Below are 25950 nucleotides of genomic sequence, written 5' to 3'. Positions count from 1 at the left end.
TCAGTACTCTTCCTGTCCGACGGACTCGAACGCGGCGGTCACGATCTGGAGCATCACCTCGGAGGTCCCCGCCGACAGCGTGAGCCCCGGGGCCTCCCGGTAGGCGGAGTCCAGGATCAGCGACTCCCCGGTGCGGTCGGCCCGCTGCCCGGGGGTGGGGATGCCGACGGCCCAGGCCGCCACGGACTGCGCGAGTTCGCTGCTGTGGTACTTGGCGACGGCCGCCGAGAGCTGGTCGACCCGGCCGGCGGCGAGGCCGGTGAGAACCTCCCAGGAGAGCACGTGGTCGGCCGTCAGCGCACCGTGCCACCTGCCGATCTGCTCCAGACGGTCCTCGTGCCCCGAGTCGGGCGCGTCGTCGATCAGCGCGCCGAGAGCGGTGTCGAACCAGCGCTCGGCCTTGAGGTAGTAGTCGAGGCCCGTGCGTTCGACGGCCAGGGCCTCGTTGAGCAGCGGCCATCCGCCGTCGCGCGGCCCGATCAGGTTGCCGCCCGGTACCGGAACCGAGTCGAGGTCCACCCGGTGGAAATGCTCGTCGCCGATGCCGGGTATCAGCGACACCGTGACGCCGGGGGCCTTCATGTCGACCAGGAACAGACTGATGCCCTGGTACTTCCCCGCACCCGGCGTGGTCCGGGCCGCGCACAGCCCGAGGTCGACGAAACGGGTCTTGAGGCTGAACACCTTCGTTCCGGTGATCCGGTAGTCGTCGCCCTCGGGCTCGGCCACGGCGCGCAGTGCCCCGAGATCCGACCCCGCGTCCGGCTCGGTGTAGAGCACCGAGGCGAAGCTCTCACCGCGGGCCAGCGCCGGCAGGTACCGGCGCTTCTGCTCCTCGCTGCCCGCCATCAGCAGGAACTGGCCCACGATCTGGATGGTGTTGACGTGGAAGGTGTCCGGCACACCGGCCCGCACCAGTTCCTCGGCCACGATCGCCGCATCGGTCGGCGGGCGGTCCGAGCCGCCGAACTCGACCGGCCAGTGCACGGCGAGCAGCCCCAGCTGCCCGAGCAGCCGGTACAGCGGACGCGCGTCCGGCTCGACGCCGTCCGCGCCGGTGGCCTCCGCCGCGGCGGCGCGTACCTCGGGTGAGCGCAGCGCCTCGCGCACGTGCGCCCGGAACTGTTGCTGGTCCTCGGTGAATCCGAACCGCATGGTGGTCTCCTCAACTGGGGAGCGTCGCTTCGAGCGCCGCGACGACTCGGCTCAACGCCGGCTCCGTGAACAGGGTGTAGTGGTCGCCGGGCACGTTCTCGACCCGGAACGGGCCGGTGCACACCGCCCGCCACTGCTCTTCCATGGCGATCTGCGGTGAGGCGGTGAGCAGGGTGACCGGTCCGCCGTACGGGCTCGGCGGGCGGTACTCCTGCATCGCCAGGGCACAGAACCGGAAGGTCCGGTAACTGCCGGCCAACTCCCCTTCGTCGAGCTCCGGTTCGATCTGGTCCCGGTCGCGTCCGGTCAGCGTGGCGAGGTCGTGCACGAAGCGCTGCCGCACCGTCGCCTCGTCGAGCGGGACGGAGTCCTCGTCGTAGGCGGAGTCCAGCAGGACGACCGGAGCCTGCTGTCCGGTCTTCTCCTCGATCTGCCGGGCGACCTCGAAGGCGAGCACCCCGCCGTACGACCAGCCGGCCAGGCAGTACGAGTCCGGCAGGCCGGTCTCCAGCAGGTGGTGCGCGATCCTGGCGGCGGACGCCGCAAGACCCTCCTGCGGAGGCAGGGCGCAGTCGTGCGGATCGGCGGCGAACCCGCTCACCGAGACGGACTCGCGCAGCGCCCTGAGCAGCGGCACGTAGCAGAACAGCGCGCCTCCCGACGGGTGCATCAGGATCACCTGCGCCGGGCCCGACGCACGCATCACCACCGGTGCCCGGCCGGCGTCCAGCCGGGCGGCGCGGCACGTGTCGACGGCGGCGGCCAGGTGGGCAACGGTGGGCGAGGCGAAGAAGTCGCCGAGCGCGATCTCCACCCCGAACCGGCGCTTGATCGCCGACATCAGCTGGACCGCCTGGAGACTGTTGCCGCCGGCCAGGAAGAAGTCGTCGTGCACGCCGACCCGGCCCTCGCCCAGCAGCGGAGCGAGAACCTCGCGCAGCAGTCGGCGTTCGGTCCCGGTGAGCGGACGGCGCTCGCCCCGCTCCTCACCCGCACGGCTCAGGTCCGGCGCGGGCAGCCTGCGCCGGTCGACCTTGCCGCTGCTGGTGACCGGCAGCTCATCGAGGACCACGAAGTAGGACGGGATCATGTACGAGGGCAGGAGCGTGCCCAGGTGCTCGCGCACCGCCGGCACCTGCTGCTCGGTCACCCCGGTCAGGTAGCCGACCAGGTGCTTCGCCCCGTTGTCGTCGGTCCAGGCCTGCACGCTGACCGGCCCGATGCCGTCGAAGCCGGTCAACGCCGACTCCACCTCGCCCAGTTCGATCCGCAGGCCGCGGATCTTGACCTGCTGGTCGATCCGGCCGAGGAAGACCAGGCGGCCGTCCGGAAGCCGCTTCACCAGGTCGCCGGTCCGGTACAGCCGGCCGCCGGGCGCGGTGCCGAACGGGTCGGCGATGAACTTCTGCGCGGTCAGCTCGTCCCGGTTGAGGTAGCCGACGGCCAGTCCGGCGCCGCCGATCACCAGTTCGCCCGGCACGCCGACCGGCACCGGGCGCAGCTCGCGGTCGAGCACGTGCGCCACGTGGTTGGCCATCGGCAGGCCGATCGGCGGCGAGGCCTCCCAGCTGCCCGGGCACTCCTCGACGATCATCGTCACCGTGCACTCGGTCGGCCCGTATCCGTTGAACAGCCGGCGCCCCGGGTTCCACCGGTTCACCAGCTCACCGCTGAAGCTCTCGCCGCCCACGAACGCGATCCGCAGTTCGGTGAACTTCTCCGGGGCCAGCAGCGGCATGACGGTCGGGGGCAGGTCGATGACGGTGATGCCGTGCTGCTCCATCAACGACTGGAGTTGGTCGACGGACAGCCGTTCCTCGTCGGTCACCAGGTACAGCCGTGCTCCGGTCAGCAGAGCTGAGAAGGTCTCGAACACGGAGACGTCGAAGGTCGCCGAGGCGAAGCCGAGTACCCGGTCGGCCGGTGTCAGCTCGAACAGCTCCCGGGTGGAGTCGATGAAGTTCACCACGCCGCGGTGCTCCAGCAGCACGCCCTTCGGCTTGCCGGTGCTGCCGGAGGTGTAGATGACGTACGCGACGTCGCCGGGCCGCGCCGCGAGCGGCGGGTTGTGGGCGGGCAGCGCCGCCAGTTCGGCGCGGACCTCGTCCAGCGTCACGACGGGCGCGTCGACCTCGCTCACGGCCTGACCGGCCTCGGCGTGGGCGACAACCACCCGCACATCCGCGTCGGCGGCGATCTCCGCGACCCGCCCGGCGGGGCTCGCCGGGTCGAGCGGCAGGTAGGCCGCGCCGGTCTTGAGCACCGCGAGGATCGCGGTCGGCAGGTCCACGTTCCTGCGCAGGCACAGACCGACCCGCATCCCGGGCCCGACGCCCCGCCCGCGCAGCAGGGCGGCGAGCCGGTTCGCCCGGAGGTTGAGCTCGGCGTAGCTGGTCTCGACGCCGGCGACGACGACCGCCACGCTGTCCGGGGCCTCCTCGACGCGCGCCTCGAAATCCCGCACGACAGTGGACTCGCGGATCGGCCGCACAGGTCCGCTGCCGACCTCCGCCAGGAACGCCAGGTCCGCCGGGCTGAGCAGCTCGGCAGCCGACAGTGGGGCGTCCGGGGCGGCGGTCAGGGCGTGCAGCAGTCCGTCGTAGTGCCGGGCGAACCTGGCGATGCTCCCGGCGTCGAACAGATCGCTGTCGAACTCGACGACCAGGGACCCGTCCGAGCCGGCCGCCGGCGGGCAGGTCAGGGTCCAGCTCATGTCGGTCTGCGAGACGCCCGTCCGGACGGTCTCCAGCGAGGTGACGAGACCGGACAGGCCGACGACGGCATCCGCGTCCCGCACGCCGAACACGATCTGGAAGACCGGCGGGCGCGACGGGTCGACGACCGGTTCGACCGCCTCGACGAGCCGGTCGAACGGCAGGCCGCCGTGCTCAGACGCCTCGGCCGACCCGCGGGCGACCCGCTGGACCAGGGTGCGGAAGGCCGGGTCGCCGGAGAGGTCCGCGCGCAGCACCCGCGGATCGGTGAAGAGCCCGACGGTCGAGGACAGGGCGGCGTGCCGCCGGTCGGTGTCCGGCGAGCCGATCACCAGGTCGTCCACGCCGCAGTACCGGTGCAGCAGCGTGAAGAACGCGGCGGTGAGCACGTCGGCCGTGGCCGCGCCCTCCTGCCGGGCCAGTTCCTCCGCCCGCTCCAGGGCCTGCCGGCCGATGTCGAAGCGGCGGCTGTCACCTGCGAAGTTCCGGGTCTCACCGCGTGGCCGGTCGGTCGGGAACTCCAACGCCTCGGCGCCGGCCAGCCGCTCGCGCCAGTACGCGGTGAGGCGGTCCAGATCGTCGGCGCTGCGCCGCTCGCGCCGCCACAGCGCGTAGTCCGGGTACTGCACCGCGAGGGCGGGCAGCCGGACCGCGTCGCCCTCGCGCGACGACCGGTAGAACTCGGCGAGGTCGCGGATCAGGATGCCGTGCGACCCGGTGTCACAGTGGATCGGCGGGATGTCGAGCAGGAACAGGTGGTCGTCCGCCGCCACCCGGACCAGCAGCGCGCGCCAGGCCGGCGTTCCGGTCGGGTCGAACGGCTCCCGTGTCCGGCGCGCGATCAGTTCCCGCGCGGCCCGGAGGCGCTGGTCGTGGTCCTCGCCGTCGGCCTCGATCAGCGGAAGCTTGACCGGGACCCCGGCTGCAACCACCTGTACCGGGCCGTCCTCGTGCTCCACGATCGTGGTCCGCAGTGCCTCGTGCCTGGCCACCACCGAGGCCAGGGCCGAGTTCAGCGCGTCCTTGTCCAGGTCGCCCCGCAGGCGCAGCAGCAGCGGCGTGCCGGCGGCGGGGCTGCCCGGCGCGGCGCGGTCGAGGAAGCGGAGCGACTCCTGCGCGGGCGACAGCGGGGCCGGGCCCGTGTGCCCGCGCGAGACCGGGCCCCGTTCGGCAGCCGCCTGCTGCCGTAGCCGGGCCAGGAAGCGCGCACGGCGTTCTGCGGGCAACGCGGCGAGGCGCTGGGTCATATCGGTCACTTGATGCTCCTCAGCGACGGCGGCGCGGCGCTCACCCGGTCGTCCGGGCGCCCGGGCAGGTGTGCCAGCTCCGAGATGGCGATGGTCAGCACGTCGATGCCGCGCAGGTAGTCCGCGAGAACGATGTGCTCGTCGTCGGCGTGGTCGAGGCTGCTGTCGCCCGGACCGTAGGTGGCCATGGGGATGTCCCATTCCTCGGCGAGGGTGTTCATGTCCGAGGTGGCCGTCTTCAGCACGAGTCGTGGCTGGGCGTGCAGTTGGCGGATGCCGGTGACCAGGGCGCGGACCGCCGGGTCGGCCCGGCCCACCCGGCAGGCCGACACCGCGTTCAGCACCTTGAGCTCGCCGGTGGTCAGGCGCTCGCGCAGCTCGCGCACCAGCTTCTCGTCGTCGAATCCCGGCGGGGTGCGGATGCTGAGGTCCATCGTCGCCGTGGTCAGGTCGGCGTTGAGCCGGCACAACGTCGCGCCCGGCTGGTCGAACACGGCGTGGCTCGCGTCCGGCCCGAGCAGATCGAGCAGCGCGCTCCAGCAGGCGACGGCCAGTTCGGACGCCTTCGGCACCGGGTTGCTCGGGTGCGTGGCGGGGCACTTGACGGTGTAGCGCAGGTCGAGCTTCCCCTTGTAACCGAGCACCACGCTCGACCAGCCGCTCGGCTCGCCGATGATCAGCGCGTCCGGCCGCTCGTGGCGGGCCCGGACCGCCATCGCTCCCCGCGAGCTCGGTGTCTCCTCCTCGACGACACCGATCACCACGATCCTGCCGGGGAAGTCCACCGCGCCGGCCGCGGCGCAGATCATCGCCGCCAGCGGCCCCTTCGCGTCCACCGCGCCGCGGCCGTACAGCCGACCGTCCTCGGACCGGACCGGGACATGGCCCGGGACGGTGTCCATGTGCCCGAGCAGCATCAGGGTCGGGCCGTCACCGTGCTCGATCACGCCGATCACATTGCCCACGTCGTCGATGTGCGCCTGGAAGCCCAGGCCCGTCATCGCCTCGGCGAGGAAGCCGGCCAGCTCGCGCTCGTGGTACGACGGGGAAGGTGTCTCCAGCATCTTGCGCAGCAGTCCGGCGGCGTACGTCTCGGTGACTCTGCCCGACGCGGTGAATGGCCAGTTCATCACTGTCCCCGTTCCAGCAGGTGGTCGAGGATGCGGTCCGCGACACTGACCCGGTCGCCGAGGACGGAATGGAAACCGGAGAACTCCACCCGGTGGTTGACTTCGAGGACCAGCAGCCGGCCCTCGCGGTCCTCGATCAGGTCGACGCCGGCGATGTCCGCGCCGACGGCGGTGGCCGCTTCGAGGGAGAGCTTCTCGATCTCCGGTGTCACCTCGCACGGCAGGATCCGGCCGCCGAGTGCCACATTGGTGCGCAGGGCCTCACCGGTCCGGTAGATCGCGCCGACCACCTGGCCGCCGATCACGATCACGCGGATGTCCCGGTCCGGCTTGTCGATCAGCTCCTGCACGTATGCGAGGTGCGACTGGGGGCCGGGCAGCGCGCCGGCGTACTCGAGTACGGCGTCCGCTGCGGCGCGGTCGGGGAGCTGCACCACCAGCCGGCCCCACGAGCCGACCAGCGGCTTGAGCACCGCCGGGTAGCCGATGGAGTCCAAGGCGGTCAGGGCGGCCTGCGGAGTGAGGGCGAGCGCGGTGCGCGGCGTCGGCACGCGGGCCGCCGCCAGGGCCTGGGTGGTGAGCCACTTGTCGCCGCACACCTCGGTCGCGGGCACGCTGTTGACCATGTCGACCCCCGCGGCGGCGAGGCAACGGGCCGCGTACAGCGCTCGCGTCTGGCCGATCTCCCGGTTCAGCGCGAGGCTCCAGGGCAGCTCGCGCCGCCCGGCCGGGAACCACTGCCGCCGCGGGTCGATGTGCTCGAAGAGGACACCGCGCCGCTCGAAGGCGTCGAACAGCCGCTTCTCGTCAGCGCCGATCCTGCTGGCGAGCACGGCGATCCTGCGGGCGTCTGGGCGCTCGGGCGTTGCTGACACGTGACCTCCGTATAAAGGACCAGTGGTTGGCCGGGCGGCATGGCACGCCTGCCGCGTGGAGGAAAAAATAGGCGGGCACGGCCGCCCGCGCGTCCGCGCCGAATGGAATCGCAAGGACGTATTGCAGGGACCCCGGCCGCTGCGGTTGCGAATTTTGATTACCCGGCTCCGGCCAGTGCCGTGTCATTCTTGACCGCATTCGAAAACCCGGCGGAAATCGATGACCGCCGCGAGGCACAGAGAGGGAAGTCGTGGAAAACACGTCGGAGCGGATTCCGGTGCTCGCCCTGTGGAGCGCGCCGCGATGCCGCTCGACCGCGTTCGCGCGGATGATGACGGAGCGGGGCGACCACGCCGTCGTGCACGAGCCCTTCTCCCGGGTGGTCGACTTCGGCGAGGTGGAGGTCGGAGACCGGGTCGCGCACAACGAGCAGGACGTGCTCGCCCAGCTGCGCGCCATGGGGTCCCGGGAGCCGGTGTTCTTCAAGGACACCACGGACTTCCACTACCCGGCGCTGCTCGCGGACGAGGCCTTCCTCGCCGCCGCGACCCACACCTTCATCATCCGCGACCCGGCCGAGGCGATCGCCTCGCATCACGCGCTCAACCCGGAGCTGGGCCGCGACGAGATCGGCTTCGCCCGGCTGTATGAGATCTTCACCGCCGTGCAGGCCGTCACCGGGCGCACGCCCGTCGTGATCGACTCCGACGACCTGCTCGACCACCCGGCCGAGACCGTGCGGGCCTACTGCGAGGCGGTGGGCATCCCCTTCCGCCCGGAGGCGCTGAGCTGGCAGCCGGGCATGCGCTCGGAGTGGCAGTCGACCAGCAAGTGGCACCGGGCGACCAGCGAGACCTCCGGCTTCGCCCGGAGCAGGACCGACGGAGCCGAGGCGGTGGAGGCGGACCCGGTGCTGCGCGCCTTCCGCGACCACCACCAGCCGTACTACGAGAAGCTGCGCGCCGTCGCACTCCGGCCGTGACGTCCGGCGGAACGGTCCGCATGATTACCCGGCGCGTACGCTGCATCCGCATTCGGATGTGCAGAGTAATCACCATGCGGACGACATGCGCGAATCAGCAGGCTACGTTCGAGACGTAAATTCCGTTCCAGCGAGGTGGGGCACTTGACGGGGATCTCGGCGTCCTCAGCCACAAGATTTCTGTTCGATCGGATCGACATTTCCGACCACCGCAACAATGCGGCAATCTCTTCGGCGGCGGAGACCGGAGCAGGGGCATTCAATGTGTGGCGGAACTCGTTCGCGGCGGAATATCTGCCTGCGGGCGGGAGCCTCGTCCATGTGGACGGAGTTCCCTTCGAGTTTCCTCCGGTCTGCGAGGGGCCCGACAACATCCGCTGCGCCGGCCAGTTCATCAAGGTCCCCAGGGACCGCTACGACTGGATCCACGTCCTGGCGGCGTCCGAACGGCGCTGCGAGGACACCGTGGAGCTGACCTTCGCGGACGGCTCGGTCGACGCCGAACCGCTGCGGGTCTCCGACTTCTGGGCGGCCCCGGCGTGGTTCGGTGAGGTCAGGGCCTTCGAGAGCCTGGCCATGCACTATCCGCATCACGTGCAGCGGGGCGTTCCCGCGGTGATGTGGGCGCAGCGGGTGGCAGTGACCCGGCGAGCCGATCTGACCGGCATCCTGCTGCCGCGCAACGTCGCGATGCACATCTTCGCGGTCACCCTCCAGCGGACGGAGCTCTGACATGACCGTCGAAACGACCGCGCGAACGTACATGATCAACGGTCCGGAACCCGAGCTGTGGTACCGCGACCTCATCAGCTGCCTGCAGGCCACCATCGGTTCGGTGCTGGCGCGGGAGGGCGTCGACCCCCTCTCCGTGCTCGGCGCGGGCTGGCGGTTCCTGCACCTGCCGGGCGACGTCAGGCACGAGGAGTTCTACTACCCGTGCCTGCCCGACGAGTCCGGGGCGATCGATCTCGGCACCGCGCTGGCACCGCACCACGCACTGCACGCGCGCTGGTGGCAACCGGCCGACGAGCAGGACGTCTGGCGCGAGGTGCGCGCCTCGCTGGCCGAGGACCGGCTGGTCATCGCCGCCGTGGACAACTTCCACCTGCCGTTCCGGCCCGCGTACGGAGACGTGCACGCCGCGCACCAGGTGGTGATCTACGGTCTGGACGAGACCCGTGGCGTGGTCTACGTCTCGGACGCGATGCCGCCGGCCTTCCGCGGCGCGGTCCCGATCGAGAAGTTCCTGCGCAGCTGGAACTCGGAGAACCCGACCGACGTCCAGGACGCCTTCTTCAGCGACTCCCGGATCGGCCGGCGCTGTCTCGACGTCCGGCTGGACGCCGTGCCCGCGCCGCTGACACCCGAACTGCTCGGCGGCTTCCTGCGCTCCGACGTCGAGGACTTCACCACGGCCGGCCCGGTCCGTACCGGTCTCGCCGGATTCGACCAGTTCGCCGCGGAACTCCTCGACCGGTGCCGGGCGAACGACGCCGGCGCGCTGCGCGAGCTCTACCCGTTCGGCTGGGCCATGCAGGCGCAAGCCTCACTCCACGGTGAACTGCTGCGCCGCTGCGGCCGTGAGTGGCGTGATCCGGCGCTGGCCGGAGCGGGCCGCGCGGTCGAGACCGTGGCGCACGCGTGGACCGGGCTGCGGTTCACCGGCGCACACGGGCTCGGGGACCCGCGCGCGGCCACCCTCGACATAGCGCACCACGCCACGCTGCTGCGCAGCGCCTACGCGCGTGCGGTCGACGCCGTCGGCGCAGTGGCGGCACGGCTGTGATCGCGTACGCATCGACCCTCGTGACCTTCCGGAGTGAAGAGTGAGCAGCAAGCTGGCAGCGCTCGGCGGTACGCCGGCCGTGCCGAAAGACCGACGTCATGTGCAGTGGCCACTGGTCGAGGACGAGGACCGCAAGGCCGTCCTCGACGCGCTCGACGGCGCACGGCTGGTGTCCGACACCGATGGCGTGAACCCGGTCTCCGACCTGGAGCACAACTGGGCCCGCCGCTTCGGCTTCGCGCACTGCGTCGCGGTGTCCAACGGCACCGCGGCGCTGTCCCTGGCGCTGTCCGCGCTCGGCGTCGGACCGGGGGACGAGGTGATCGTGCCCGCGCTGAGCTTCATCGCCACCGGGCTCGCACCGGTGCACCAGATGGCCGTTCCGGTCTTCGCCGACATCGACCCGGTCACCTTCAACATCGATCCGGACGACATCGAGCGGCGGATCACGCCCAGGACCAGGGCGATCATCCCGGTGCACCTGCACGGCGCGCCCGCCGACATGGACCGGATCACGGCGATCGCCCGCAAGCACGGCCTCGCGGTGGTCGAGGACGCCGCACAGGCCCCCGGCGCGACCCACCGCGGACGGCCGGTCGGCGGGATCGGCGACGCGGGCGCCTTCAGCCTCCAGGTCAGCAAGAACATCCCGACCTGCGGTGAGGGCGGGCTGCTGGTGACCGGCAGCACCGAGCTGGCCGAGGCGATGCGCCGGGGCCGGCAGTTCGGCGAGGTGATCGAGGCCGGCCGCGACCGCGACTACATCTCCTACGGCCTGGGCTGGAACCACAAGATGAACGCCCTCCAGGCCTCCTTCACCTCCGCGCAGCTCGCCCGCTTCGACGAGTACGAGCGGCGACGGCAGCAGAACGTCACCGAGTTCCTCGCCCGGCTCGCGAAGCTGCCCGGCCTTCAGGTGCCCACCGCGCTCCCGGACACCACCCACGTGTGGCACATCCTGCGCTTCCGGTTCGACCCGGCCGCGTTCGGCCTGGACGGGGTGCGCCCGCAGGCGCTGCGCTCGGCGCTGCGCCGGCTGCTGCGCGCCGAGGGCGTCCCGATGTCGCAGTACCAGCTGATGCCGCTGCCCGACCAGAAGGTGTTCGTCGAGCGCCTCGGCTTCGGCTCGGGTCACCCGTGGGCCGTGACCGGCGCGCCCGGAACGGTCTCGGGCGAGGGCTACCCGGTGACCCGCGCGGTCATCGCCGACTCGCTGACCATCCAGAAGCGCCACCTCAACCCGGGGGCGGGCGAGCTGCTCTCGCTGTACGCCGACGCCTTCGAGAAGGTGTGGGCCCACAAGGACATGGTGGCCACGCTCACGAAGGCGGCGTCATGACCGGCACCCAACTGCTGGAGCGGGACGCACTCGGGACGCTGGAGGCGATCGCCGCCCGCATCCGCAGGCACGTGGTCGACATGTGCGCCGGGCCTGAGGGCGGTCATCTCGGTGGTGGGCTCTCCTGCACCGACGTGCTCACCGCGCTGTACTTCTCGGTCCTCGACGTGGACCCGCGGCGGCCGGACGATCCGCACCGTGACCGCTTCCTGCTCAGCAAGGGCCATGCCGCCCTGGCGCTGTACGCGACGCTGGCCGAGCGCGGCTTCTTCCCGGTCGAGGAGCTCGCCGAGTTCGGCCGCCCCGGCAGCCGGCTGATGGGCCATCCGGTCCGCGCGGTGCCCGGCGTGGAGCTGCCGACCGGGTCGCTCGGCCACGGACTCGCCCTGGGCTGCGGCTTCGCGCTGGCCGCCCGCTACGCGGACAGCCCAGCGCGCAGCTTCGTCCTGCTCGGCGACGGCGAGCTGCAGGAGGGTTCGGTGTGGGAGGCGGCGATCGCGGCCGCGACCCTGCGACTGGACCGGCTGGTCGCCGTGGTGGACTCCAACGGCCTGCAGCTGACCGGAGCGACCAAGGACATCGCACCGATGGAGCCGCTGGCCGAGCGCTGGCGCAGCTTCGGGTGGTCGGTGCGCGAGGTGGACGGCCACGACCCGGCGCTGCTGGCGGAGCACCTCGACGCCGCGCCGTGGGAGCCGGGCAAGCCGAGCGTGCTGATCGCCCGCACGGTCAAGGGCCACGGTCTGCCCTTCCTGGCCGGCCGTCCGGCCAGCCACTACGTCACGCTCTCGCCCCGCAACCACTCGCGGGCCCTGAACGCACTACGAGCCACGGAGGGCATGGGATGAGCCGTGCGACCCGCGAGGCGTACCGGGACGCACTGCTTCCGCTGCTGGCGCGGCATCCCGAGCTGATGTGCCTGGACTCCGACACCGGTCTGTTCAGCGCGGACCACGCGGCGGCGGCCGGTGAGCAGTACCTCAACCTCGGTATCGCCGAGCAGAACCTGATGGGCGTGGCCGCCGGGATGGCGGCGTGCGGGCGGGTCCCGTTCGTCAACACGATGGCTGCCTTCGCCACCTCCCGGGCACTGGAAGCGATCAAGATCGACATCGCCTACAACCGACTGCCGGTCCGCATCATGGCCACCCACGGCGGGCTGGCCGCAGGCCACCTCGGTCCGACGCACCAGGCATTGGAAGACCTCGCCGTGATGCGGGTGCTGCCCGGCATGACCGTGGTGGTGCCGGCCGACGCCGCCGCCACGGAGGCGTTCGTCGAACAGAGCCTGAACCTGGCCGGGCCGCTGTACGTCCGCCTCGGCCGCAAGGCGACCCCGCCGCTGCCCGTCGGCCCGCCTCCCGTCATCGGGCAGGCGCAGACGCTGCGGCAGGGCGGCGACGTCGTGCTCGCGAGCTGCGGCCCTTACCCGGTGCTCGCCTGTCTCGCCGCGGCGGACGTGCTCGCCGGGCACGGCATCGAGGCGACCGTGCTGAACATGCACACACTGCGACCGCTCGACACCGAGACGCTGACCGCCGCGGCCCGCCCGGCCGACCTCGTCGTGACGCTCGAAGAGCACTGGCGCGGCGGCGGACTCGGCGGCGCGGTGGCGGAGACGCTGGCCGAGCGCGCGCCGGTACGGGTGGTGCGGCTGGGTGTGCCGGACACCTTCGTCGACCAGGTCGGCAACCAGGAACATCTCGTCGCGCACTACGACCTCACCGCGGAGCGGGTGGTCAGGGCGGTCCGTACCGCTCTCGACACCGCGGCCCGCTCGGGAAGAACCGACCGAAAGGAACACATCTCTTGATCACGAAGACTGCTCTGTCATGCCCGGAGTGCGAGGAGCCGGTGAGCATCGGCGACTCGGTCCGGCTGAACGAGATCCTGGAATGCGGGGGTTGCAGGAGCGAGCTGGAGATCGTGGCGCTCGACCCCATGGTGCTCGCCCTCGCCCCCGACGTCGAAGAGGACTGGGGAGAGTAGCCGTCACAGGCTGTGGCCCGCCCCGGCGCGCTGTGTACGCCGGGGCGCGCCGCGTTCCGGACCTTCCGAAAAGCCCAGAAGCGCACAACTTCCCCGAAGGAGTCAGACCTCATGCAGTCCGAGCCCCACGGTCCCGGTGTCGGGACGGCAACCCTGACGCCCCCGCCGTTCTCGGTCATCGACGACGCGGGTTCGTACGCCGCCGCCGTCGAGGAGTTCCTCGCCGCGGACGCACCCGCGTCCGTCCCGGTGTGGACCGGCGGACGGGCCGACCTGGCCGCCTCCGCCGAGCGTTCGGCCGACCTGTACGGGGAGGTGAGCCGCCCGGCCGCCCGCACGTACGGAATCGTGCTCAGGCCGGAGACCCTGCCGGCCGGACTGCACTCGCTGATCGCGCCCTGTGCCCTCACCTGGCTCGACGAGGAAGAGCTCGCTCCCGCCCTGCTCGACCGGCTCGCGCCGGAGGACGACGACAGGCCCGAGGCGTACTCCCTTCTGATCGCCGGGCTCTACGAGCACTTCACCGTCGATCTCATCTGGCCGCTGGTCCGCGCCGCCTCGCGCCGGCCGGACGTGCGTCTCTCGTTCCTCACCGGCCGGGACGCGGCCTCCCTCGCCTGGTTCACCGCGAAGCAGTACGTGGCACCGGCCCCGGACGTGCACGAGCTGGGTCTCTTCACCGGCGTCGACCGAGGTCTCACCCGCGACGGCATCCACCTGCGCAACGAGGGCGAGGTGGCGACGAGCGACGTCAAGTCCGAGATCCTCGGCACCCGTTGGCGGCGCCTGATGCTGCAGGGGCACGGCAAGGACGACTCGATCAATCTCGCCGACTTCACCATCTGCGGTCTGAACGAGACCGTCGGGCGCAACCCGGCCCTGGTCGCCCCGATCTGCGCCACCTCCACCTGCTACAAGCCCGTGGACAAGCTGATCCAGCTGAGGGACATCCGCGCCGCCGAGGTGGTGCTGAGCTCCTGCAACAACAGCCCCTTCGCCGACGCCGCCGTCTTCGACCCGAAGTACCAGCTGATGCTCAACGCGATCGACGGGACCGCCAGGAACGTCGTCGGTGCGATCACGGTCCACGCCTCCGCCCGCCCGGAGAACCTCGTCTGGACGGACGCCGCCCTGGCGGGGGCCTCCTCCGCCGCGGCACTCAACGCGAGCATCGGCACTTCGGAGCCCTACCCCGCCTACGTCCAGTTCGGCATAGGCGAGGACGCGGGCGATACGCCCGAGCCGCCCACCGTCGAGCCGGAGCAGCTGCTCCTCACCACCTCCGCCCGCCTCACCGCGTATCTGGCCGGCGGGGTGCTGTCCCCCAACCACCCGCTCCGAACCCGCCTGGGCAAGCTCGCCACCAAGGTCGAGAGCCAGGTCTCCAGGCGTGACCTGGCGGTGCACCAGGACCGCGCCCCGGTGATCCGCGGCCTGATGGACGACCTGCAGTCGCTGGACATGGCGATCGCCACCCAGTTCGTCAAGGACCCGGAGAACGAACTCAGCAACTGCTTCGCCTACTTCGGCGAGCGCAGCCGGATCGACATGTCCGACGTCAGCCACGTGCGCTGCCAGTGCGGGCGGCCCGCCGAGCGCTACAGCCGGCGTGCCCTCGTCCCCACCTCGCTCGACTTCGAGGGCGTCGTCTGCACGCGCTGCGGCGACGTCGCCTTCCGGCTGTTCGACTCCCCGTCGCTGCTGGTCCACGCCGAGGACGGAGCGGAGCAGGGGACCACCAACCAGGTGCGGGTGGCCGTGCGCGACGCCCGGCCCGGCATCCTGCGCCTCGGCCTGTTCTTCGCCAGCTACGGGCGCGCCGGCTGCACGATCGAACCGGACCTGCGCAAGGTCAGGATCGCGCCGGACGGTACGGGCGAGACGACGTTCACCCTGACGCTGGCCCCCGGCATCCCGCCGCACGGCTACTACATGACGGCCTTCGCCGTACAGGACCTCGCCGTGTCGATCGCCCGCCGCAACTTCGGCATCCTGGCCGCCGAGAACAGCGGCTGACCAGGACCGTGAGCCGGTCCGGCCGGTAGGGGTTCGCCGACCAGGCCCTCGTCGGCCTGTTCGCTGCACGGGGGTGCCCCGCCGAGTAGCCCGCAGGCGTTGACCGAGCGCTCGCCCGTCACCGTGGATTCCGTCTCCTCGGACGTCTCCACGCCGTGCGTCCCGGCGAGATGCGCGCCCCCGGCCGCCCACCCCTGCGCGGAGTAATCGGGGTGCGTAGCCGCGCGGCAGCGGAGTCAGTCCGGCACGCCCCGCGGAATGCGTCTGCCGCGGACGCGGGGGGCGCGGGCGGGCTCGTAGTTTCCCTTTGCAGAGGTCAAGACCGTTCGAACTGGAGGACGTGGTGGTGGCGCTTCGAAATGTGCTGGTGAGGAGGGCGTGGCCGTGCTGCGAGTGACGGTGGTCGGTGCGGCCGGCTACATCGGCGGGGAACTGCTGCGGCTGTTGCTGGGGCACCCCGAGGTGGAGGTGGTGGGCGCCGTATCGTCCCGCTTCCCCGGAAAGCGGATCGACGGTGTGCATCCCAATCTGCGCTCCGTCACCGATCTGGCGTTCTGCTCGGCCGAGGAGACCCCGGAGAGCGACGCGGTGTTCCTGGCGCTGCCGCACCGGGTGGCGATGACCCAGATCGAGCAGTGGCGCTCGCGGGCGGGTGTCGTCCTCGACCTGACCGGTGACTTCCGGCTCGACGACACCGAGGTCTTCCGGCGCTACTACGGCGAGGAGCACCTGGCTCCGCAGCTGTTGGGCGACTTCGTTCCCGGCCTGCCGGAGCTCTACCGCGAGCGCCTGCGCACCGCTGACCTGATCAGCGTTCCCGGCTGCATGGCCACGGCCGCCGTGCTCGCCCTCCACCCCCTGGTGACGCACGACCTGATCGACCTCGAACGAGGCGCCCAGGTCGATGCGAAGACCGGTTCCAGCGGCTCGGGCGCGACGGCCGGCCCGGCCAACCTGCACGCCGAACGCAGCGGTGCGATGCGCGTCTTCGCGCCCACCCGGCACCGGCACGAGGCCGAGATCTCCCGGCACCTCGGCCTGCCGACCGCGATGACCGCCACCGGCGTCGAGGCGGTCCGCGGAGCCCAGACGCTCTGTCACGCCACCCTGCGCCCCGGGGCCGACGCCAAGGCCGTGCGCCGGGCCTTCCGTGAGTGTTACGCGGCCGAGCCCTTCGTCCGTGTCGTCGCACACCAGCGCGGCATCTACCGCTACCCCGACCCGAAGATCCTGCTGGGGTCGAACTTCTGCGACGTCGGCTTCGCCCTCGACGAGGACACCGGCCGGCTGAGCGCCATCGGCGCCCTGGACAACCTGGTCAAGGGCGGTGCCGGCAACGCCGTGCAGTGCCTCAACGTCCGCATGGGTCTCCCCGAGACCCTCGGCCTGACCTTCCCCGGCCTGCACCCGCTGTAGCCCCGGCCGAACCGGAGAGAGCGTGATCACCCAACCCTTGACCGTCGTCAAATGCGGCGGCAACCCCGCCGTCGACGCCGCAGGCATCTGCGCCGACATCGCCCGCCTGGTCCACGAGGGCCACTCCATCCTGCTCGTCCACGGCGGCTCCGGCGAGATCGGCCGGCTGGCCGGCCGGCTCGACGTCCCGCAACGCACCTTGGTCGCACCGGACGGCGTGTCCACCCGCTACACCGACCCGGACACCCTCGACGTGGTCGTCCTCGCCCTGGCCGGTGCGGTCAAGCCCCGGCTGGTGGCGGAACTCGCCCGCCACCACGTGCCCGCGGTCGGCCTCACCGGCATGGACGGCGGCATGCTGCGGGCCCGTCGGAAGGCCGCCGTCCGTGCCGTCGTCGACGGCCGTACCGTCCTGGTCCGCGACAACCACAGCGGCCGGATCGCCACCGTCCACCCAGAACTCCCCCTGACCCTGCTGCGGGCCGGCTACGTACCGGTGGTCTCACCTCCGGCCATCGACGAGCACGATCAGCCCGTCAACGTCGACGCCGACCGGGCCGCGGCGGCACTGGCCACCGCCCTCGGGGCCGACCAACTGCTGCTGCTCACCGGCGCACCCGGTGTGCTCGCCGATCCCGGCGATCCCACCAGTGTGCGGAGCAGCGTCCGGATCGCCCCCAGCGGCGCGCCCGACCCGTCCGCCACCGGCGGCATGGCGCTCAAGCTCATCGCCGCCCGCGAAGCGCTGGCCGGCGGGGTCACCACGGTGCGCATCGCGGACGGACGCACCCCGGATCCCGTGAGCCGGGCACTCGCGGGGGCCGGCACCACCGTGCACGTCGCCGACGCACCTGCGGCCGACGGCAGTTCACGCGAGGAGGCGATCCGGGTATGAGCGAAGCCGATGGCACGCCGGCCGGGTGGCAGGGCGGCACGGTCTGGCTGACCGGGCTGCCGAGCGCGGGCAAGACGACCGTCGCGGTCGGCCTCGCCGAGCAGCTCTCGGCCGAAGGACACCGGGTGCAGGTGCTCGACGGTGACGAGATCCGCGCCGCCCTCTCTCCGGACCTCGGATTCTCGAAGGCCGACCGGGACACCAGCGTGCGGCGGATCGGGTTCGTGGCCCGACTGCTCGCCGAGCACGGCGTCACCGTGCTGGCACCGGTCATCGCCCCCTACGCGGAGTCCCGCGCCGCGGTGCGGGACCTGCACGTGGCGCGCGGCGTCGGCTACCTGGAGGTGCACGTGGCGACTCCGGTGGAGATCTGCGCCGACCGGGACGTCAAGAGCCTCTACGCCAGGCAGGCAGCGGGCGAGATCAGCGGTCTCACCGGCGCGGACGACCCCTACGAAGCCCCGGTCGACCCCGATCTGCGCATCCACACGCAACACAACACGATCGACGAGTCGGTCCGGCAGGTGCGTGCGCTGCTCGCTGCACGGGGACTGTGACGAAGGAGACTGACATGACCGTTGTCGACACCGCCGGCGCGCTGCGCCCACCACGCTCGGCGCTGCCGGGCCACCTTGACGCGCTCGAGTCCGAAGCGGTGCACATCTTCCGCGAGGCCGCGGCCCAGTTCGAGCACCCGGTGCTGCTGTTCTCCGGGGGCAAGGACTCGATCGTCATGCTGCACATCGCCGCCAAGGCCTTCTGGCCCGCGAAGATACCCTTCGGCCTGCTGCACGTGGACACCGGGCACAACTTCCCCGAGGTGCTGGAGTTCCGCGACCGCGCCGTCGCCCGGACCGGCGTCCGGCTGGACGTGGCACGGGTCCAGGACTACATCGACGACGGGCGGCTGCGCGAACGGCCGGACGGCACCCGCAATCCGCTGCAGACCGTGCCGCTGCTCGACGCCGTGAGCACGCACCGCTTCGACGCCCTCTTCGGCGGCGGACGGCGCGACGAGGAGAAGGCCCGGGCCAAGGAACGGGTCTTCTCGCTGCGCGACGAGTTCGGGCAGTGGGACCCGCGACGTCAGCGCCCGGAGTTGTGGTCGCTGTACAACGGCCGGCACAGCCCGGGCGAGCACGTGCGGGTCTTCCCGCTGAGCAACTTCACCGAACTGGACGTGTGGCAGTACATCGAGCGCGAGCGGATCGAGCTGCCCTCGATCTACTTCGCCCACGAGCGCGAGGTCTTCCTGCGCGGCGGCATGTGGCTCACCGCCGGCGCCTGGGGCGGGCCGGCCCAGGGCGAGACGGTCCAGACCCGCCGGGTGCGCTACCGCACCGTCGGCGACATGTCCTGCACCGGCGCCGTCGAATCCGGCGCCGTGACGCTGCAGGAGATCATCGCGGAGATCGCCGCCTCGACGCTGACCGAGCGCGGCGCGACCCGAGCCGACGACAAACTGTCCGAGGCGGCCATGGAAGATCGCAAGCGCGAGGGGTACTTCTAGATGCACACGCCTACGGTGCCGCTCGCGGCCGAGAACACGGACGCCACGCAGCCGGGATCGCTGCTCCGACTCGCCACGGCCGGCTCGGTCGACGACGGCAAGTCGACGCTCGTGGGCCGACTGCTGCACGACACCAAACAAGTCTTCGCCGACCAGCTCGACGCCGTCGAGCGGGTCTCGCGCGAGCGCGGGCTGGAGAGCGCGGACCTCGCGCTGCTGACCGACGGGCTGCGCGCCGAGCGCGAGCAGGGCATCACGATCGATGTCGCCTACCGCTACTTCGCGACGCCCAAGCGCCGCTTCATCCTCGCCGACACGCCGGGACACGTGCAGTACACCCGGAACATGGTCACCGGCGCGTCGACCGCACAGGTCGCCGTCGTGCTGGTGGACGCGCGCCACGGCGTGGTCGAGCAGACCCGCCGGCACGCCGCCGTCGCCGCACTGTTGAAGGTGCCGCACGTCGTACTGGCCGTCAACAAGATGGATCTCGTCGGCTACGCCGAGGACCGCTTCGCCCGGATCGCGGACGAGTTCACGGAGTACGCCCGGGCGCTCGGCGTATCCGCTGTGACGGCGATCCCGATCAGCGCCCTGCGCGGGGACAACGTCGTGGACCCGTCCGGGCGGATGGACTGGCACACCGGCCCGACGCTGCTCGAACACCTGGAAACGGTCGACGCCGACCGCGATGCCTCGGGCTCCGCGGCTCGGCTGCCGGTGCAGTACGTCCTGCGACCCCAAAGCGCCGAGTTCCGCGACTACCGCGGCTACGCGGGCCAGATCACCTCAGGAGTGTTCCGTCCGGGCGACGAAGTGCTCGTGCTGCCCTCGGGGAAGCGGACGTCGATCGCCGGGATCGACCGGCTCGGCGAGAGCGACGTCGACGCCGCCCACGCCGGCCAGTCGGTGACGATCCGCCTGGCCGACGAGGTGGACGTCTCGCGCGGCGACCTCATCGCCGCGGTCGAGCAGGCCCCGCGGGTGACCCAGGAGGTGTCCGCGACCGTCTGCCACATCGCCGACCGGCCGCTGCGCGCCGGCGACCGGGTCCTGCTGCGCCACGGCACCGCCGTCGTCAAGGCCCTGGTCCGCTCGCTCGACTCGGTGCTCGATCTCGAGACGCTGCGCCGCCTGCCCGGCCCGGGGGCCCTGCGGGCCAACGACATCGGCCGCGTCACGCTGCGCACGGCCTCGCCGCTGCCGCTCGACGACTACGCCGACCACCGGCGCACCGGTTCGTTCCTGCTGGTCGACGAGGTCGACGGAGGCACGCTGACGGCGGGCATGGTCGCGGCGGACAGCTGAGCGACATGAACGAAGCCCGGTCCACCACACCCTGCGGGTGGTGGACCGGGCTTCCGGGTTGACGAGGCGACCGGTTACGGCCGGACGCTGTATTCGAGGGTGTCGAGGACCCGCGCCGCGTGCTCGCGCAGCTCGTCCACGGAGTCGGCGGTCATCGCGAAGGTGAGGAAGAAGTTCTCCATGTCCAGGCGGGTGACCCGGAATCCGTTGGTCAGCCGCACGTGGAGGACGCCGGGCAGGGCGAGCAGCTCGTCCTCGGTGGTGACGACCTCGACCGTGCCGATCTCCTCGGCCTCCACGTCCATCCAGCCGATCATCGGCCGCTCGCGCAGGGCCGGCAGCTCCTGCGGCGCGTACTCGCCCAGCGCCATGGAGACGATCACCGCGAACACGTCGATGCCGTAGAGCTCCTGGATGGACCGCGGGATCTCGCCGCCGCCGGCCCGGAGGTTGATCTCGACGAGCTCGGTCCGGCCGTCCTCCGAGCTCCGGCCCTCGAAGTGCAGCCAGAGCTGGTCGAGGCCGCGGTCGGCGCACAGCTTGTTGATCGCCTCGCACAGGACCCGCACTCCTTCTCGCACGTGATCCTGCTGGGGCGGGTGGAACTCGAGCCCCGCGTCATGGTGCTTGACGTCGTCGTGGTCGGGCTTCTCGACGGCGAGGAGGGGGTGGAAGCGGCCGTCCAGCACGGGCCCGTCGACGGAGAACTCGGTGCCCGGCAGGAACTCCTCGGCGATCAGCTCCACGCCGCCCGCCCCGGACTCCTCCAGGTGCTTCAGGTGGGCGAGCAGCTCCGCCCGGTCGTCCACCCGCTTGACCAGGTACGAGGCCGAAGACTCCCGCGCGGGCTTGACGATGGCGGGGAAGAAGTCCACGGTCCTCGGGTCGCCGGTGAACTTGATCCCGGACAGTCCCAGGGCCCGCATGTGCTCCCGGACCAGGGTCTTGCTCGCCAGCACGGCGCGGCCGGTGCCACCGCCCGGAAGGTCGTAGTGCGTGGTGAGCGCGATGTTCCACTCGATCAGCTTCTCGATCATGCTGACGACGGCGATCGGCACGATGCCGCGCTCGTCGATCCGGGCCGTGAGGGCCGAGAGCTCCTCGCTGTCCCAGTCGAACACGATGTGGTCGTCGCAGAGGCCGGCGTTGGGGTCGTCCGGCAGGTTCGAGACCAGCACCGGTCGCAGATCGCGGGTGCGGAGCTCCTCGACCGCAGCGGGCACGTTGCCGATGGCTATCCAGGAGAGGATGAGCACGGATTTCATGTCGCGGACCTCCGGAGGCTTTCGAGAAGGAGTGTTTGATTACGCGCGGGCGTCAATGCTGGCACAGGAGGAGGCCGGACCGAATAAGCGAGATGACTAGTCGTGGGCGAGTCCGGTAAATGCCATGCACCCTTGTGGATAAACCTGCCGCAGACGTGCCGGGAGACATGCGCGTATAGCGTCCGTCAGACGACGCCGTCCGGCGTCTCCCTCCATCCGAAAGAACGCATTGCACAGTGCGTACAGACCGAAGGACGGGCATGTCCGCAATAGAGCAACTGAACTTCGACCGGCTGGCTCCCGGAGTGCGAAAAGAACTCCGGGAGCTCTGTCGGCTCGACAACTACCACGGCCCGCTGGCAATTCTCTTCGAGTACGCACTGATCGCCGCTTCCGTAGCTCTCTGCGTCGCGGGCTCGTACTGGTTCTATCCGGTGGCCCTGGTCGTCATCGGCTCCACCCAGCGCTTCCTCGCCCACTTCCTGCACGAGTCGTCCCACAAGGTGCTCGCCCGGAACCAGACGCTGAACCTGATCGGCGGCACGGTGCTCTCCGGGTACCTGGTGTGGCACCTGCTCGGCCCCTACCGCAGCTCGCACGTGGGCAACCACCACCGCAACCTGGGTGACGCCGAGAACGATCCCGACTACAGCTTCCACGTCGAGTGCGGGCTGTACGACACCGAGCGCTCGGACCGGTACTTCTTCTACAAGCACCTGGTGCTGTCGGCCCTCGGACTGCGTGCTTTCAGCTACATCCGTTACGTGGCCCGCGAGCGGCTCTTCTTCGACGCCTCCCAGGTCACGGTCTCCGTACCGGTGCCGCTGTGGGTCGAGCGCGTCGTCCTGCTCGCCCAGTGGACGGCCGTCGTCGGGGTCTGCGTCTGGTTCGGGTGGCTGCCGGAGCTGGCCCTGTTCTGGTTCGTCCCGCTGTTCACCACCAACGCGGCCATCGGCTGGCTCGCCGAACTGGCCGAGCACTATCCGATGCCGGAGAGCGAGCGGCAGCCGGTGCTGCTGACCCGCAATCGCCACGGCCGGTTCCTGGAGTGGTTCCTGATCAGCCGCCACAACGACCGGTACCACCTGGTGCACCACCTGAACACCGGCATACCGCACTGGAATCTGGGCCGGGCCCACCGGGTCATGCTGCAGGACCCCGGCTACGCCGCGTGGGACGGCCTGTGGGCCGGCGCGTTCACCCGCCCCCGCTCGCGCAAGGGCAAGGAGACCGTCATCAGTTACGCCGCCAAGTACCGCCAGTGGCGTCAGGCCGGCGGTGATCCCGCCGGGTCGAACCCGACCTTCGCCCAGCTCATGATGCTCGCGGCCGACCCCTCCTCCGCGCCCGCCGCTCTGGCGCCGCGGTCCGGTACGCAGCTGACGGGCGTGACGGGCTGACGCTGCCTTCCCCCGATTCGTCGGTGATGCGGCCGGGAGCCGGAGTCGACGTCCGTCAACTCCGGCTCCGGCCGCTTCGGATGGCACGGCTCCCGTACGGCACCCCCTCATGTGCGCCCTTCCCGGGGAGTCGTGGGCTCGGCCCTGGACGGGCCGTCCGGCCGGGTGAGACTCCCATCCGAGGGCCTTGCGCGAGGTGCCCTGCAACGAGAAGCCCTCGGCTTCAGCAAGGCGGCCACCGTGTCGTGCCCTTCCCGCGACATTTTTCGACAGCCCCCTGCCGTGTACGGCGGCGGCATCGGCCTCAGCCACCCCCGACCTCCGCCATCTCAGGGCAGTGATCCAGGTGTGTGCGCGGGTAAGCGAAACGTGTACACGCGCAAAGAAGAGTCAGCGCGGCACGTCCTTGCAAATGAACTTGACGCGGATGCGCAGAGCCCGAATACGAATTTAATCTCGCATTTCAATCCAGGTGGCCATCAATTCAGGAAATTGGCCATGTTCCCTGAATCGGAACGGAACACACTCGAAATTCTGTCATCTGGCGGGTTCGCCGTACCGCTCGTTCAGTGGTTCTGCACTGATGATCGTGCCAGTCGGTCACATGAATGAGACCTGCCTGCCACGGGTCACCCCTGGAACGGGCCGAGCAGGGCTTCCCGGGCCGTGACATCCGTGAGGAGCCGACTCATCGCCACTCTTCGCGACAGAACCATTCGCGCCGGAACTGTGACGCGTCAGCCAATCGCATGCGACATGACCCAACCCTGAGCGAGGCGTAGGAGCGGAATATGACCAGGACACTGACAGTGGCGATCATCGGTGCCGGCCCACGTGGCACCTCACTTCTCGAACGTCTCATCGCCAACGCCGCCGAGTGTGCGCCGGACCGGACGATCGCCGTCCACGTCATTGATCCTTATCCGCCAGGGGGCGGTCGCATCTGGCGGTCCCAGCAGTCACCGCTGCTGTGGATGAACACCACATCCGACGACTGCACAATGTTCACCGACGAGACCGTCGAATGCGAAGGTCCGATCGTCTCCGGTCCCACGCTCAGCGAATGGGCCCAGAAGCTGGCCACGGGCAGCCTGTCGTCGCCCCCGGGATTCCGGCTCTCTCCCTCCACGTCGGCCGAGGCGAGGAGGATGAAGGACGGCTGGTTCACTACTCGTCAGACGCAGAGCGACTATCTGTCGTGGGTATTCTGGCAGTCGGCGAAGAACGGCATGCCCCAGGTACGGGTCCATTCACATGTAGGCCGGGCCGTCGATGTGCACGACCTTCCTCTTGGCCGGCAACGCGTTGTCATGGCGGACGGCCTTCCCCCGGTGGACGCGGACATCGTACTGTTCGCACAAGGCAACGTCGATGCCGCGCCGAATGCGGAAGAGGTGCGTCTGACGGAATACGCCGCCGCCCATGACCTGTGTTATCTGCCATCGGGATCGACCGTCGATCATTGCTTTGACCGGATACCCGCCGGAGAACCGGTGATCGTACGTGGGCTTGGATTGTGTTTCATTGACACCGCCGTGCTGCTGACCTCCGGACGCGGCGGCACATTCCATCGTGACAACTCCGGCGAGCTGCATTACGAGCCCTCCGGTGATGAACCCGTCCTCTTCGTGGGCTCGCGGCGCGGCGTACCGTACTGGTCGAAGATGCACTACAGCCTGACCGGATCACCCCCAGAGCCGTTCGGCCACCTCAACGCCGCGGCCGTGGCCGCCCTCGGCGACCGCCCCCTGGACTTCGCCTTGGACATCTGGCCGCTGATTGCCCGTGAAGTCACCCACGCGGGCTATCGCGAGCTTGCCGAATCGCACCAAGAACTCCTGGACATCGACGCTCGTCAGTTTATTCACCGCCTCGACACCCTCGATTGGGACGGACCGGAACTCAAGGAGCTGGTCGATCAGGCAGTGCGGTTCGACGAGGACCGGATCGACCTGGAGGAAACGGCCCATCCGCTGACCGGTCGCCACTTCCCCGACCTGGACACCCTGCAGAACTGGATGATCAATTACATCGCTACAGGAGTTCGACGCGGGCGCGATCCTCGTTACAGCGCGAGTCTGGCGATGCTGCACGGTCTGAGCTCTGCCTTCTCCAGGCTGGTCGAACTCGTCGGCGAAGAAAGACTCTCTCCCGCCTCATGGGAGCACGATCTGCCCACGTTCCTTGATTTGTGCCGATTTCTCACCAGCGGACCGCCTGGACCGCGGCTGGAGGAGCTGCTTGCCCTGACCCGTGCCGGTATCGTCAGATTCCTTGGTTCGGAGATGACGGTGACCGCCCACGAGGGGCTCTTCCACGCGCGGTCAAGCAACGTAAACGTATCGATCGCAGCCCGATCCCTCATCGAGGCCCGCCTCCCAGAGCGGACAATGCGTCGCGTGAACGACCCATTGCTGTGCAAGCTCATCCAACGCAATGAGATCAGGGAAGAGATCCACTCGGCCCCCGACGGCGGCGACCGTTATCCCACCGGTCTCATCGATACCGCGGGTCTCATCGATACCGATTCTTTGAATCGCCTGAAGCGTGCTGATGGAACCCCCCACGAGAGTCGCTTCGGGGCAGGAATCCTGTTTTCGGGGAGTGTGCTGGCATCCGGCCGGTTCCCGTCCCCGCGGAGTAATGATGCATTCTTCCGACAGAACGACATGATCGCTCGTGCTGCGCTCCACGAAATGTGCCGACGCGAAGGAGCCACTCACAGCTCTCGTGACCTTGATTGAGTTGGTTCGATTGACGGGCTGACGCGCCCCCGATGGAGCAGATCGTGCGGCGGCCGGCCGCGCTCTGCGAGGAGGCGGCCTGCGTGTGGCGGAGCTTGCCCAGGCGCGCCCACGCGGGTACGTGCGGCCTGCTCCGGCCGAGTGCGCCGACTGCGGGTCGGACTTCGCCGCCGGTGAC

The 25950-nt window shown here is 70.4% G+C and carries 20 protein-coding genes; 15 read left to right on the top strand and 5 right to left on the bottom strand.

What is annotated here, in order from left to right:
- The 4 genes from IE136_RS14525 to IE136_RS14510 are packed head-to-tail and all read right to left on the bottom strand — an operon-like array spanning position 1 to position 7121.
- Positions 1–1155 (bottom strand): acyl-CoA dehydrogenase family protein, encoded by a 1155-nt coding sequence (locus IE136_RS14525; protein ID WP_189600524.1) that lies wholly within the window; start codon positions 1153–1155, stop codon positions 1–3.
- A 10-nt stretch (positions 1156–1165) separates the two neighbouring features.
- Positions 1166–5116, bottom strand: coding sequence for a non-ribosomal peptide synthetase (locus tag IE136_RS14520; protein ID WP_189600597.1), 3951 nt, complete (start codon positions 5114–5116; stop codon positions 1166–1168).
- Between the two features lie 5 nt (positions 5117–5121).
- Positions 5122–6246, bottom strand: coding sequence for a [LysW]-lysine hydrolase (locus tag IE136_RS14515; protein WP_158989999.1), 1125 nt, complete (start codon positions 6244–6246; stop codon positions 5122–5124).
- Positions 6246–7121, bottom strand: coding sequence for a RimK family alpha-L-glutamate ligase (locus tag IE136_RS14510; RefSeq protein ID WP_158990001.1), 876 nt, complete (start codon positions 7119–7121; stop codon positions 6246–6248). The genes IE136_RS14515 and IE136_RS14510 overlap by 1 nt, the downstream gene beginning before the upstream one ends.
- Positions 7122–7372: 251 nt before the next feature.
- On the opposite strand from IE136_RS14510, the gene IE136_RS14505 reads away from it, so the two are divergent.
- The 13 genes from IE136_RS14505 (at position 7373) to IE136_RS14445 (ending at position 20363) form a co-directional block, all read left to right on the top strand.
- Positions 7373–8104, top strand: coding sequence for a sulfotransferase-like domain-containing protein (locus tag IE136_RS14505; RefSeq protein WP_158990003.1), 732 nt, complete (start codon positions 7373–7375; stop codon positions 8102–8104).
- Between the two features lie 135 nt (positions 8105–8239).
- Positions 8240–8836: a beta-sandwich domain-containing protein gene (locus IE136_RS14500; RefSeq protein WP_189600523.1), complete on the top strand. Its 597-nt coding sequence runs from the start codon at positions 8240–8242 to the stop codon at positions 8834–8836.
- 1 nt (position 8837) lies between these two features.
- Positions 8838–9890, top strand: a complete 1053-nt coding sequence (locus tag IE136_RS14495; RefSeq protein WP_158990007.1) for a BtrH N-terminal domain-containing protein — start codon at positions 8838–8840, stop codon at positions 9888–9890.
- 40 nt (positions 9891–9930) lie between these two features.
- Positions 9931–11229, top strand: a complete 1299-nt coding sequence (locus IE136_RS14490) for a DegT/DnrJ/EryC1/StrS family aminotransferase (protein ID WP_158990009.1) — start codon at positions 9931–9933, stop codon at positions 11227–11229.
- Positions 11226–12077 (top strand): transketolase, encoded by an 852-nt coding sequence (locus IE136_RS14485; RefSeq protein WP_189600522.1) that lies wholly within the window; start codon positions 11226–11228, stop codon positions 12075–12077. Before IE136_RS14490 ends, IE136_RS14485 begins: the two co-directional genes overlap by 4 nt.
- Entirely contained in the window at positions 12074–13042 is a 969-nt protein-coding gene (locus IE136_RS14480; protein ID WP_158990013.1) for a transketolase family protein, read from the top strand. The genes IE136_RS14485 and IE136_RS14480 overlap by 4 nt, the downstream gene beginning before the upstream one ends.
- Positions 13039–13218, top strand: a complete 180-nt coding sequence (locus IE136_RS14475; RefSeq protein WP_189600521.1) for a lysine biosynthesis protein LysW — start codon at positions 13039–13041, stop codon at positions 13216–13218. The genes IE136_RS14480 and IE136_RS14475 overlap by 4 nt, the downstream gene beginning before the upstream one ends.
- A 111-nt stretch (positions 13219–13329) precedes the next feature.
- On the top strand, positions 13330–15234 hold the full coding sequence (locus IE136_RS14470) for a hypothetical protein (protein WP_158990015.1): 1905 nt from the start codon (positions 13330–13332) through the stop codon (positions 15232–15234).
- A gap of 384 nt (positions 15235–15618) precedes the next feature.
- Positions 15619–16650, top strand: a complete 1032-nt coding sequence (gene argC, locus IE136_RS14465) for an N-acetyl-gamma-glutamyl-phosphate reductase (protein ID WP_189600520.1) — start codon at positions 15619–15621, stop codon at positions 16648–16650.
- Between the two features lie 22 nt (positions 16651–16672).
- Positions 16673–17545: a [LysW]-aminoadipate kinase gene (locus IE136_RS14460; RefSeq protein WP_189600519.1), complete on the top strand. Its 873-nt coding sequence runs from the start codon at positions 16673–16675 to the stop codon at positions 17543–17545.
- Positions 17542–18102: an adenylyl-sulfate kinase gene (gene cysC, locus IE136_RS14455; protein WP_189600518.1), complete on the top strand. Its 561-nt coding sequence runs from the start codon at positions 17542–17544 to the stop codon at positions 18100–18102. The genes IE136_RS14460 and cysC overlap by 4 nt, the downstream gene beginning before the upstream one ends.
- Before the next feature lie 14 nt (positions 18103–18116).
- Positions 18117–19055, top strand: a complete 939-nt coding sequence (cysD, locus tag IE136_RS14450; RefSeq protein ID WP_158990023.1) for a sulfate adenylyltransferase subunit CysD — start codon at positions 18117–18119, stop codon at positions 19053–19055.
- Positions 19056–20363, top strand: a complete 1308-nt coding sequence (locus IE136_RS14445; protein ID WP_158990025.1) for a sulfate adenylyltransferase subunit 1 — start codon at positions 19056–19058, stop codon at positions 20361–20363.
- Positions 20364–20437: 74 nt separating this feature from the next.
- Here the strand turns inward: IE136_RS14445 and IE136_RS14440 are convergent, their stop codons facing one another.
- Positions 20438–21628 (bottom strand): ATP-grasp domain-containing protein, encoded by a 1191-nt coding sequence (locus IE136_RS14440; RefSeq protein ID WP_158990027.1) that lies wholly within the window; start codon positions 21626–21628, stop codon positions 20438–20440.
- 260 nt (positions 21629–21888) lie between these two features.
- On the opposite strand from IE136_RS14440, the gene IE136_RS14435 reads away from it, so the two are divergent.
- Together IE136_RS14435 and IE136_RS14430 are read left to right on the top strand one after the other, a co-directional pair.
- Positions 21889–23028: a fatty acid desaturase family protein gene (locus IE136_RS14435; protein WP_189600517.1), complete on the top strand. Its 1140-nt coding sequence runs from the start codon at positions 21889–21891 to the stop codon at positions 23026–23028.
- Positions 23029–23819: 791 nt separating this feature from the next.
- Complete coding sequence (locus IE136_RS14430) at positions 23820–25772, top strand: FAD/NAD(P)-binding protein (RefSeq protein WP_189600516.1); 1953 nt, start codon at positions 23820–23822, stop codon at positions 25770–25772.
- The last annotated feature ends 178 nt before the right edge of the window (positions 25773–25950 follow it).

The sequence above is a fragment of the Streptomyces lateritius genome, from assembly GCF_014649715.1.
In the GTDB taxonomy this organism is placed as follows: Bacteria; Actinomycetota; Actinomycetes; order Streptomycetales; family Streptomycetaceae; genus Streptomyces; species Streptomyces lateritius.
The sequence above is the reverse complement of the archived record's forward strand: the minus strand, read 5'-3'. Positions and strand labels throughout refer to the sequence as shown.